Here is an 11,434-nt window from a genome sequence, read left to right as displayed (position 1 = left end):
CATCCGCGCATTGCCAACCGGATCGAGTTTGGGTCGAACGCCACATGCCGCCCCTGCCCGGGGGCGGGCGCAAGGGGCTGCGGATGATGCCCTGCACGGCGACCAGAGTTTCTTACTCTGCCATGGCCGCCGCCGCACCCGCCTCTGGGCAAGACGGGGCGGGCAGGCTATCGAAAGGGCTGGATGACCCGCAGCGAGGCCCTCATGACCGACGCCCCCCAGACCGGCACGCAACCCAAGATCACCCTGATCGCCCTTGGCGGCACCATCGCCTCGATCCGCAGCGACAGCGGGCGGGCGCGGGCCGGGGCCATGACGGGCGAGGCGCTGATCGCGGCGCTCGGCCTCGACACCCCTGTCACGCTGGAGGTCGAGACCCTGGCGCAGAAGGCCTCCAACGCGCTGACCTTCGAGGATCTTTTCGCGGTACGCGATGCGGCGCAGCGGGCGGTGGCCGAGGGCGCGGCGGGCGTGGTCGTGTCGCAGGGCACCGATACGCTGGAAGACAGCGCCTTCCTTCTCGACATGATCTGCGATCTGCCCGGCGCCGGGCTGGTGCTGACCGGGGCGCAGCGGGTGCCCTATGCGCTCGGCTCGGACGCGGGACCGAACATCCGCGATGCGATCACCGTGGCGGCGCACCCGGCGGCACGGGGCGCAGGCGCGCTGCTCGTCTTCGACCAGGAGGTCCATGAGGCCCTGCATGTGCGCAAGGTCAGTTCGCACCGGCTGCGCGGGTTCGAGTCGCCCGGGCACGGGGCGCTTGGCCTGGTCGACGGCGCCTTCGTCGACATGCGCCGCCCGGCGCGCCTGCCGGATCGCTTCCCCGACCTCACCGGCCCCCTGCCCCGGGTCGACATCCTGCCCGCCGCGATGGAGGCCTCGCCGCGGCTGCTGCGCGCCGCCGTGGACAGCGGAGCGCGCGGGCTGGTGCTGGACGGGCTGGGGCGCGGCCAGGTGCCGCCCGACTGGATGCCGGAGATCGCCGTGCTGCGCGAAGCGGGCGTGCCGATGGCGGTGACGTCGTCGACCCTGTCGGGACGGCTGGGACCGGATTACGACTACCCCGGCTGCATGGCCGAGATCACCGCGCTTGGCGTGCTGCCCTGTGATGAGCTGAGCGCGCGCAAGGCGCGGCTGTGGCTGGCCTGCCGGATCGCCGCAGGAGTCTAAGCAGAGGGGGCTGAGAGGAAGGGGCCCTCAGCGGCGCCCCTCGCGCAGCCAGCCTGCCAGGATCAGCCCGGCCGACAGCAGCAGGACCAGCCAGGGCGGCAGAAGCGGGATCTGGCGAACCGAGCGGGTCTCATAGGCCTCGCGCGGGGTCAGGCCGATCCAGCCGCGCCCCGCCGCCGGACGCCCGGGACGCACATCGCGCAGGCCCGGCAAACCGTCAGACAAATTGCGCACCCCGCCGCGCGTGGCCTCCACCGCCTCGGCCATCACGTCGCCGCTGGCAATCGTCTCCTCGAACTCGCGGGGCGCGGCAGGACCGAGACCGATGACCGAGCTCAGATCGCCGGAGGTCAGCCGGTAAAGACCGATCTCGGGGCCCTCGAACTGGGCTTGGAAGCGCCCGGGCGAGACCTCCTCCAGCGCCAGCTCCGTCTCGGTGCCGTCGGGCGCAATCACGGTGACGCCACCCACGCTGTCCGACAGCGACCGGCGGGTGATCACCATGCGCTGCCCCTGGGCCTCGGCGGTCAGGGCCTCTTCCTCCAGCTCGGGTTCCTTCATCATCCAGTGGGCCAGGCGGCGCAGCAGCTCCAGCTGCGGCCCACCCCCTTCGAAGCCGCGATTCCACAGCCAGGGTTGGTCGGAGGCCAGTTGCGCCACGCGGCCCTCGCCTACACGGTCAAGGATCAGCAGAGGCCGGTCGCCCGCGCCCGACATCACCACCTGGCCGCGTTCCGGGATCAGCTCGACCTGACGCATCCAGCGGCCCCAGTCGCCGTCCCAGGCCTCCTCCAGCCCGGCGGTGACCGGGTGGCGGTGGCCCAGCTCGGTGACGGCGGGACGATAGCCCTCTTCCACCACCCGCGCCGTGGGCCGGCCCGGCAGCACCTCGGCCAGGGGCGAACGGTAGAGCGACTCGGCCGAGGCGAAATCGGGCCCGGCGGCGATCAGCACCGCGCCGCCCGTTTCCACGTAGTTGCGGATGTTGTCGAGGTAGAGCGCCGGCAGGATGCCCCGCCGTTTGTAGCGATCGAAGATGATGAGGTCGAAATCCTCGATCTTGTCCATGAACAGCTCCCGCGTGGGGAAGGCGATCAGCGACAGTTCCGACACCGGCACGCCGTCCTGTTTCGACGGGGGGCGCAGGATGGTGAAATGCACCAGGTCGACGGAACTGTCGGATTTCAGCAGGTTGCGCCAGGTGCGCCCCCCCGGGTGCGGCTCACCGGAGACCAGCAGGACCGACAGCCGGTCGCGCACACCGTTCATCTGCACGATGGCGGAGTTGTTGCGGTCGGTCAGCTCACCGTCCTGTTCCGGCGTGGTGAAGCGGATGACGTTGCGCCCCCCGTGCGGCAGCACGATCGGGATCTCGACCTCCTCGCCGACGGGCAGACCGTAGCTTTGCGGCGGGCCGCCATCGACGGAAATGGCCAGCTCGGCCACCTCACCCAGATCCTCGGGCACGGCGCCCTCGTCCTCGATCCGCAGGGTCAGCAGGACCTCTTCTCCCAGGATGCCGAAGGCCGGGGCATTGCTGACCACCAGCCGGCGGTCCCAGTCCTCGGGCGTGCCGGACAGCAGCAGGTGCATCGGCGCGGGCAGGCCGGGCAGCTGGTCGATGTCATGGACGCGCCCGTCGGACAGCAGGATCACCCCGGCGATGCGCCCGCGTGGCTCCTCCGCCAGGGCCTCGCTGAGGGCGGTCATCAGCAGGGTGCCGCTGTCACCCTCGCCATCGCCGACCTCGATCCGGCGCAGCTCGGTATTGTCGCGCGCGGCGATGCGGGCGGCCAGGGTTTCGGCGGCCTGTTCCGTCTGCGCCGCGCGGTCGCCCAGGCGTTGCGAGGCGGAGCGATCCTCGACCAGCAACACGATGTCCGACAGTGGGCTGCGATCCTCCTGCCGCAGCGAGGGACCGGCGAGCGCCGCCAGCACCGCCGCCGCCGCCGCGCCGCGCCAGGCCCAGCCGGCCAGCCCGCGCCAGACCGCCAGGACCATGCCCGCGACCGTCAGCGCGGCCAGAACGGCCCAGACGGCCCAGGGCAGAAGCGGGTCGAAGATGATCTGTCCAAGCATGGCCTAGTTCCCCAGCCGGTCCAGCAGCGCAGGCACGTGGACCTGGTCGGATTTGTAGTTCCCGGTCAGCACGTGCATCACCAGGTTCACCCCGAAGCGATAGGCGATCTCGCGCTGGCGTTCGCCGCCCATCCCGGACCCCACGGACAGCAACGGCAGCCCGTCCTCGTCCACGGCCCAGGCCGCGGCCCAGTCGTTGCCGCCGATGACCACCGGCGTCACCCCGTCGTTGAGGTTGCGGAAGGGCATCCCCTCGATCTGCTCGGCATCCGCGGGCGCGGCCTCCACCCAAACCGGCGCACCGACATAGCGGCCGGGGAAGTCCTGCAGCAGGTAGAAGGTGCGGGTCAGCACGTGATCTTCGGGCATCTGTTCCAGCGCCGGCACGTCCAGCGGCCGGGCCAGGTCCTGCAGCCGCCGCCCTTCCGGCGTGGCGGCGCCAAAGCCCGAGACATCGCCGTCCCGCGTGTCGAAGAGGATCATCCCGCCGCTGCGCAGGTAGCGGTTCAGCTTGGCATAGGCCGCGTCCGACGGGATCGGCTGATCGGCGGTGACGGGCCAGTAGAGGAAGGGGAACAGCGATAGCTCATCCGTTTCCAGGTTCACCCCCATGGGCGGGGCCGGTTCGACCGAGGTGCGGAAGTAGAGCGTATCGGACAGCCCGCGCAGACCGGCCTGCGCCAGGTCGTCAACACGGTCGTTGCCGGTCAGCACATGGGCCAGCACGGTTTCTTGGGTGGCGGCGAGGGCGAAATCCTCGGCCTCCCGCGCCGCCTGCCCCCGCGTCTCCTGTCCCTGCGCCTCCTGCGCACGGGCCACCTCGGGCGCGGGCAGCAGCAGGGCTAGGGCCAGCAGCACGGAAGCGCCCGCGGCACGGGCCCCGCGCAGCCGGCCGGACAGGGCCAGCGAGGCCAGGATATCGGCCAGCAGCAGCAGCAGGGCCAGCCCCAGAAGGAACCCGCCCAGGGGGCGTTCGACCGGCGGCACCAGTCCCTGCACCGTCACGCGGCCGGGCCAGCGGGCGGGAGAGATCGAGGTTTCGACCCCCATCACGTTGCGGGCGATGGCGCGGTCCTCACTGCGATAGAGGCCCGGTTGCAGGTCCGGCCCAAGGGGCGCCGCGATCAGGTCGGCCCCGTCCACCCCCGGTAGGGTGCCTGCATTGGAGATGGTGCCAAAGGCGTCCATCACCCGTTCGGGCGCCCAGGTGCTGCCCTTGATCTCCTCCGCGGCGGGGCGGGTGTTGACCGAGGACACCGACAGCCGCTCCAGCATGCTGACGAAGAGACCCGAAAGCGGCAGGGTGGACCATTCGGCATTGGCAGTGACGTGGAACAGCACGACCTGCCCCTGCCCGATGGCCTTGCGTGTGACCAGCGGCGTGCCGTCGCTGAGGCGCGCGATGGATCTTTCGGCCAGGGTCGGATCGGGCTGAGCCATGACCTGCGAGGACACGGTGACGTCTTCGGGCACCGTCAGACCGGCAAAGGGGCTGTCATCGTCGAAAGGCGCCAGTGTCTTGGGATCGCCCCAGGACATGGCGCCGCCCAGGCTGCGCCCGCCCGCGCGCAGGCGCACGGGCATCAGCGGGTCTTCCTCGGCCCGGCTGACATCGCTGGCGGCCAGGCGCGGGCCGGCAAAGCGCAGGAGCATCCCGCCGCCCTCGACCCATTCCGTCAGGGCCTCGGCCTCGCCGTCCGAGAGGGTGGCCACATCGGCCAGCACCACCACGTCCGGGTTTGCGGGCAGCACGTCGGTCAGGGCGCCATGCAGCAGGTCGGCATTGGTTTCCAGCGCGCTTTGCAGGTAGTGCAGCGGCGACAGCAGTTCCAGCGCCTCGCGGTCGTCGCGGCCAGCGATCAGGGCAACCTCGCGCCGGCGCAGCCCGTCATCGGTCAGCGCCACGGCCCCGGCAGAGCGGGTGCCGGCGAGGGCGAAATGGGTCAGCCGCGCCCGGATCTCGGCCGGCAGGACCATCTCGGTGCGGGCCAGGACGGCCCCGGCGTCGAAGGTCATCTCGGCCTGATCCAGCACGCGCATCACGCCCGCCGGGTCGCGGCCATGGGCCTGCACCGTGACCGCCTGGATGCGATCGAGGTCGCGGGCGGCGCGGATCGCGGTCAGCTGCACTGCGCCATCGGCGAAGGCGGGCGGACGCAGCGCCAGCACGTCGCCGCCGGTTTCCAGCACGCGCACCGGGCCACGGTCCTCGACGGCCTCCAGCAGGGCCTCGCGCCCGGGCCGGTCCAGCCCGTCGGAAATCCAGACGGTCTCGACCCCGGCCTCCAACTCCTCGATGGCCGCGATGGTGCGGGCCATGCCTTCGTCCTCGGGGCCGCGCGGCGCCCAGGGTTCGGGGGCCAGGCCCGGCAGTCGTGTGACCCAGGTTTCCGGGGTCTGGAACACGGGCGGTTCGGGGGTGGTCAGTCGGATGACGGCAGCAGTGCGTCCAGCGCGGGCCGCATCCTCCAGCAGGGTCTCGGCGGCCTCTTCCTGGCGCGGCCAGTCGGCGGCGCTGGCCCAGCTGCCGTCGAGCAGCAGCAGAAGCGGGCCATCGCTGCCCTCCGCCGCGCGCTCCTCGGGGTTCAGAACGGGACCGGCCAGGCCGATGATCACCGCGGCCACGGCCAGCATGCGCAGCAGCAGAAGCCACCAGGGCGTGCGGTCGCTGACGCTTTCATCGTCCTTCAGGCCCAAGAGCAGCGCGACGCCGGGGAAGCGCCGGCGCACCGGCGCGGGCGGCACCGCGCGCAGGATCAGCCACAGGATGGGCAGGGCCACCAGGGCCAGCAGCAACCAGGGCGCGGCGAATCCGACAGGTCCCAGCATCACACCCCCCGATCCAGCGCCTGCCAGACCCACAGCAGCGCGCTCTGGGCCGAGGCGGAGGTATGATGCTGGCCGTATTGCCAGCCGGTCGCGGCACAAAGCTGCGTCAGATGCTCTTTGCGTTCCGCCAGGCGGGCGAGATAGCGATCCTTCAGCTCGCTCGCCTTCAGCGTCTCATGGGCGACAGTGCCCCCCATGCTTTCGAAGATGGTGCGCCCGTGGAAGGGAAAGGCCTCCTCCACCGGGTCCAGCACCTGCAACAGTACGCCCCGCACGCCGCGGTCGGCGGCCTTGGTCAGCGCGGTGGTCAGCCCGTCGATGGGGCCGAGGAAATCACTGACGAAAAGGGCGCGGGCATTGGGCAGCATGGCGCGATGTTCGGGCACGCCGAAATCCTCGTCGCTGGCGCGGCTGAAGAACTCGGCCAGCCGCAGCACCTGGTTCTGGCCCCGTCGCGGCGGCAGCAGGGTGCCGGTCAGGCCCACGCGTTCGCCGCCCCGGATCAGCAGGATGGCCGTGGCCAGGGCAATGTCGCGGGCGCGGTCACCCTTTTCAGGCAAGCTCTTGTCGTTCGACGTGAAGGACATGGACGCCGACTGATCGACCCAGAGCATGACGCTCTGCGCGATCTGCCATTCGCGTTCGCGCACGAAACGGTCGTCGGACCGGGCGGAGCGGCGCCAGTCGATCATGCGGCGCGGATCGCCCGGCTGCACCGGGCGGTATTGCCAGAAGTCATCGCCCAGCCCTGCGCGGCGGCGACCGTGGTCGCCCAGCAGGACGGTGCCGGCCAGCTGCTCGGCCCGCGCCAGCAGCGGCGGCAGGCGGGCGGCCTCCTCCTCGGCGCGGTGTCGAAGGGCGGCCGGTGTCCTCACGCCGCGGCCCCGCTCCCCTTGGCGACGCCACCGATCACGTCCTGCGCGATCTCAGCGATCAGCCCGTCAACGTCGTCGCCCCGGGCGCGGGCGGCGAAGTTCAGGCCCATGCGGTGCGACAGGACAGGCTGCGCCATGGCCAGCACGTCCTCGGGGGCGGGGGCCAGGCGGCCCTGCAGCATGGCGCGGGCACGCACGGTCAGCATCAGGGCCTGGGCGGCCCTGGGGCCGGGGCCCCAGGACACGGTTTCGCGCACCCGTGCCGGCGCGGTGGCATCGTCGGGGCGGCAGGCGCGGACAAGATCCAGGATCAGCTCGACGATCGATTCGCCCACGGGCATGCGGCGCAGCAGGGACTGCGCGGCGATCAGCTCCTCGGCGGTGAAAATGGCATGGGCCTCATCCTCGGTGGCGCCGGTGGTGGACAGCAGGATCGCGCGTTCGGTGTCGCGGTCGGGGTAGCGCACATCGATCTTCACCAGGAAACGGTCCAGCTGCGCCTCGGGCAGCGGATAGGTGCCCTCTTGTTCGATCGGGTTCTGGGTGGCCAGCACGTGGAAGGGACGGCCCAGCTCCCGATCCTCACCGGCCACGGTCACCACCTTTTCCTGCATCGCCTGCAGCAGCGCCGACTGGGTCCGGGGCGAGGCGCGGTTGATCTCATCCGCCATCAACAGCTGGCAGAAAATCGGCCCCTGCAGGAACCGGAAGGCACGGCTGCCGTCCTCGCCGGTTTCCAGCACCTCGGAGCCCAGGATGTCGGCAGGCATCAGGTCGGGCGTGAACTGGATGCGGTTGCCATCCAGCCCCATCACCGTCGACAGGGTTTCCACCAGCCGCGTCTTGCCCAGGCCCGGCAGGCCGATCAGCAGGGCATGCCCGCCGCAGAGCAGCGAGGACAGGGTCAGATCGACCACCTGTTCCTGGCCGACAAAACGCCGCGTGATCGAGGCCTTGGCCTGCGCCAGCTTCGCTTCGACCGCCTCGATCTCGGCCACGAGATCCTCGGCGGGGGTTTCCTGGGTCGTTCCGGGGGCGGTCTCACCCATGACATTCCTCCAGCGCAGGCTATGCTCTATAGTGTTAAGGGAAACTGTAGCGACGAGTTGGTTAATGATAAATTCACTGTCGTCACAAAATAGTGTGAATGTCTCCGCGGACAGCATCGCAGCCTCGGCGCGCGCCGCCAAGGGGCGCGGATTGCCGCCGATCCACAAGTGGAACCCGCCCTTCTGCGGCGACCTGGACATGCGGATTGCCCGCGATGGCACCTGGTTCTACCTCGGCACACCCATCGGGCGGCCGGAGCTGGTGCGACTGTTCTCGACCATCCTGCGCAAGGATGGCGATGATTACTTTCTGGTCACTCCGGTGGAGAAAGTCGGCATCACCGTCGATGACGCCCCCTTTGTCGCCGTTGATTTCGAGGTCGAGGGGGAGGGCGAGTCGCAGGTACTGACCTTCCTGACCAACGTCGCCGACGAGGCCGCGGCCGGCCCCGACCACCCGATCCGCGTCGAACGCGACCCCGAGACGGGCGAACCTTCGCCCTACGTGCTGATCCGCGACCGGCTGGAGGCGCTGATCGACCGCAAGAGCTTCTACCGGCTGGTCGATCTGGGCGAGACCCAGGAGGTCGAGGGCACGGACTGGTTCGGCGTCCGCTCCTCTGGGGAGTTCTTCCCGATCATCCCGGCGGCGGAGTTGAGCACCTCCTAGGCTGTGCCCCCGGCGCCAGCACCGCGGGACCTGCCGGGGCGCCCTGCGCGGCTGGCTGGCCTGGAGCTGCGCGCCTCCGGCAGGACAGACGTGAGCTTTCCGCTGGACGCTGACGGCTGCTGACAGGATGCTGTCAGCAGGGCTGTGTCAGACAGGGCGCATCACCGCTCTGACAGGAGACACATCATGAGCCAAGACATGCAGACCCCCGCCCTGACGACCGTCTGGACCGAGATCCCCGTCACCGACCTGGAGGCCGGCGCCGCCTTTTACCGCCGAGTCTTCGGCTGGGAGATGCCGATCACCCACATGGGCCCTCAGCGGGTCGCCGCCTTCGGCAGCGGCGGCGTGGGCGGCAACCTGGTCGAAGGACCCGTGGCCGGCGGCAAGGGGCCGGTAATTCACCTTCGGGTCCCCGAAACCGTCGAGGCGGCGACCGAACGCGCCCTGGCCGCGGGCGCCACCGCCGAAGGGCCCCTGCTGTCGATCCCGCCGGGCCGCTACCAAATGATCCATGATCCCGACGGCAACCGCATCGGCCTGTTCGAACCCGCCATGCAGGGGGCCTGAGGATGCGCCGCGCCGACCGCCTGTTCCAGATCGTGCAGCATCTGCGCGGCGGGCGGTTGGTGACCGGGCGCACCCTGGCGGAGCGGCTGGAGGTGTCGCTCCGCACCATCTATCGCGACGTGGCCGATCTGCAGGCCTCTGGCGTGCCGATCGAGGGCGAGGCCGGGCTGGGCTACGTGATGCAGCCGGGCCATGACGTGCCGCCGCTGATGTTCACGGAAGAGGAGATCGTGGCCCTGGTCGCCGGGGCGCGGCTGCTGCGGGCCTGGGGCGGGCTGTCCATGGCCGCGAGCGCCGAGGAGGCGCTGCTGAAGATCGACGCGGTGCTGCCCGAGGCGGCCCGCGCCCGCGCCGGCGCCGTGCAGGTCCATGCCGTCGCGCCGCGCGACCTGCCGCCCGCCCTGCGCGCCCGTCTCGACCGGATCGAGGCCGCCGTGCATGGCCGCACCCGGCTGCACATCTGCTACCTGTCGGAAACCGGCGCCGAGACGGAGCGCGTGCTGCGCCCCCTCGGCCTGTTCTTCTGGGGCAAGGTCTGGACCCTGCTGGCCTGGTGCGAACTGCGCGAGGATTTCCGCACCTTCCGCCTGGATCGTATCGCCGCCATCGAAAGCGGCGCCCGTTTCGCGCCCGAGCGCGACAAGTCGCTGGCCTTCTTCTACGCCCGCGAAAAGGCCGCGGGGCGCATCCCCGCGGATCGCTGAGACCCCGCCTGCCGGTCTAGTGACCGATCAGCGGCGCGTCGGCACAGGCCTCGTCTCGGGTCTCCAGCTGCAATGTCACATGGGTCAGCTCGAACCGGTCGTGCAGCAGGGCCACGATGCGGGCGCGCACGCCCGGTGCCTCGGCGGCGGCGCCCGACAGGACCACATGGGCCTCCAGCGCCGCCTCGTTCTCCTGCATCCGCCACAGGTGCAGGTGGTGCAGCCCGTCGACCCCCTCGACCGCGCGGATCTCGCGCGCGACTTCACCGACCTCGGGGCTATCGGGGCTGCCCAGCATCAGCAGGCGGATCACCGGCCCGATCTCCGCCCCCGCGTGCCACAGGATGTAGCCGGAGATCATCAGGGTGACGATCGGATCCACCAGCCGCCAGTCGTAAAGCAGGATCAGCGTGCCGCCGACGATCACCGCGACGGATCCGAGCGCATCGGCGATATTGTGCAGGAAGGCCGCCCGCATGTTCACACTGCCCTTCTGCAACGACAGCATCAGCAGGGCCGTGGCCGTGTCGATGACCAGCGCCACGCCGGCCACGATGACCACGGTCCAACCCTCGACGTCGGCCGGGTTGAACAGACGCTCCACCCCCTCGAAGGCCAGCATGACGGCGATGACGATCAGCGTGGTGTAGTTGACCAGCGCCGCGACCACCTCCGCCCGGCCATAGCCGAAGGTCATCGAGGCATCGGCGGGGCGCCGGGCGATGCGGCGGGCAACGAAGGCGATGACCAGCGAGAGCGCATCGCTGAGGTTGTGGATGGCATCGGCGATCAGCGCCAGGGAGCCGGAGAAGACCCCGGCCACGATCTGGACCACGGTCAGCAGGATGTTCACCGCGACGGCCCAGGCGACGCGTTTGTCCCCCGCTAGCTCGGCGCTGGCGTGGTGGTGATGGTGGTGATGGGCGTGATCGTGGGGCATGCTCGGCTCTTTCTCTGCGTCACGAGACAAGATAGGATCTCTAGTCACTAGAGGTTCAAGGGGAAATGCGATGTTTTCCATCGGAAGACTGTCCCGGGCCACCGGGGTCAAGGTGCCCACGATCCGCTACTATGAGGAGGCGGGGCTGATGCCCCCGCCCGACCGCAGCGCAGGTGGCCAGCGCCGCTATGCCCGCGCCGACCTGGACCGGCTGCACTTCATCGCCCATGGGCGCGGCCTGGGCCTGTCGCTGGAGGCCATCCGCCATTTGCTGGAACTGTCGGACAAGGGCCGCGATTGCACCGATGCCCACCAAATCGCCGCGCAGCACCTGTCGGACATTCGCGCCCGCATCGCCCGCCTGCAACGGCTGGAAACGGAGCTGGAGCGGCTGGCCGATACCTGCGATCACGCCCCCGGCGCCCCCTGCGGCCTGATCGAGGCGCTTGGCGATCACGGGCAATGCCTGGGCGAACACTAGGCCCGCCCCCGGCGCCCACACCTGCCCGCCGAACGCGAAACGCCCCCACAGCCGGACTGCGGGG

The 11,434-nt window shown here is 70.5% G+C and carries 10 protein-coding genes; 5 read left to right on the top strand and 5 right to left on the bottom strand.

What is annotated here, in order from left to right; genetic code table 11:
* The first annotated feature begins 204 nt into the window (after positions 1-204).
* Positions 205-1,173, top strand: coding sequence for an asparaginase (locus tag CVM50_RS09815; protein WP_085889286.1), 969 nt, complete (start codon positions 205-207; stop codon positions 1,171-1,173).
* Positions 1,174-1,200: 27 nt separating this feature from the next.
* Here the strand turns inward: CVM50_RS09815 and CVM50_RS09810 are convergent, their stop codons facing one another.
* The 4 genes from CVM50_RS09810 to CVM50_RS09795 are packed head-to-tail and all read right to left on the bottom strand — an operon-like array spanning position 1,201 to position 8,005.
* On the bottom strand, positions 1,201-3,252 hold the full coding sequence (locus CVM50_RS09810; RefSeq protein ID WP_085889160.1) for a hypothetical protein: 2,052 nt from the start codon (positions 3,250-3,252) through the stop codon (positions 1,201-1,203).
* Positions 3,253-3,255: 3 nt separating this feature from the next.
* Entirely contained in the window at positions 3,256-6,081 is a 2,826-nt protein-coding gene (locus CVM50_RS09805; protein ID WP_085889161.1) for a DUF4159 domain-containing protein, read from the bottom strand.
* The gene (locus CVM50_RS09800; protein WP_085889162.1) at positions 6,081-6,956 is read right to left on the bottom strand and encodes a DUF58 domain-containing protein; all 876 of its coding nucleotides are present in this window, start codon (positions 6,954-6,956) and stop codon (positions 6,081-6,083) included. Before CVM50_RS09800 ends, CVM50_RS09805 begins: the two co-directional genes overlap by 1 nt.
* Positions 6,953-8,005 (bottom strand): AAA family ATPase, encoded by a 1,053-nt coding sequence (locus tag CVM50_RS09795; RefSeq protein WP_085889163.1) that lies wholly within the window; start codon positions 8,003-8,005, stop codon positions 6,953-6,955. The genes CVM50_RS09800 and CVM50_RS09795 overlap by 4 nt, the downstream gene beginning before the upstream one ends.
* Before the next feature lie 64 nt (positions 8,006-8,069).
* Here CVM50_RS09795 and CVM50_RS09790 point away from each other — a divergent pair, with 64 nt between their 5' ends.
* The 3 genes from CVM50_RS09790 (at position 8,070) to CVM50_RS09780 (ending at position 9,949) form a co-directional block, all read left to right on the top strand.
* Positions 8,070-8,675 carry a DUF1285 domain-containing protein gene (locus CVM50_RS09790; RefSeq protein ID WP_085889164.1) on the top strand — a complete coding sequence of 202 codons (606 nt, stop codon included), beginning with the start codon at positions 8,070-8,072 and terminating at the stop codon, positions 8,673-8,675.
* Positions 8,676-8,861: 186 nt separating this feature from the next.
* The gene (locus tag CVM50_RS09785; protein WP_232618204.1) at positions 8,862-9,245 is read left to right on the top strand and encodes a VOC family protein; all 384 of its coding nucleotides are present in this window, start codon (positions 8,862-8,864) and stop codon (positions 9,243-9,245) included.
* Between the two features lie 2 nt (positions 9,246-9,247).
* Positions 9,248-9,949, top strand: coding sequence for a helix-turn-helix transcriptional regulator (locus CVM50_RS09780; RefSeq protein WP_085889165.1), 702 nt, complete (start codon positions 9,248-9,250; stop codon positions 9,947-9,949).
* Positions 9,950-9,965: 16 nt separating this feature from the next.
* Here CVM50_RS09780 and CVM50_RS09775 read toward each other — a convergent pair whose 3' ends face one another.
* Positions 9,966-10,889, bottom strand: coding sequence for a cation diffusion facilitator family transporter (locus CVM50_RS09775; RefSeq protein ID WP_085889166.1), 924 nt, complete (start codon positions 10,887-10,889; stop codon positions 9,966-9,968).
* Positions 10,890-10,959: 70 nt separating this feature from the next.
* Here CVM50_RS09775 and CVM50_RS09770 point away from each other — a divergent pair, with 70 nt between their 5' ends.
* Complete coding sequence (locus tag CVM50_RS09770) at positions 10,960-11,370, top strand: MerR family transcriptional regulator (protein WP_085889167.1); 411 nt, start codon at positions 10,960-10,962, stop codon at positions 11,368-11,370.
* The last annotated feature ends 64 nt before the right edge of the window (positions 11,371-11,434 follow it).

The sequence above is a fragment of the Pseudooceanicola marinus genome, from assembly GCF_002786295.1.
GTDB lineage: Bacteria > Pseudomonadota > Alphaproteobacteria > Rhodobacterales > Rhodobacteraceae > Pseudooceanicola > Pseudooceanicola marinus.
The sequence above is the reverse complement of the archived record's forward strand: the minus strand, read 5'-3'. Positions and strand labels throughout refer to the sequence as shown.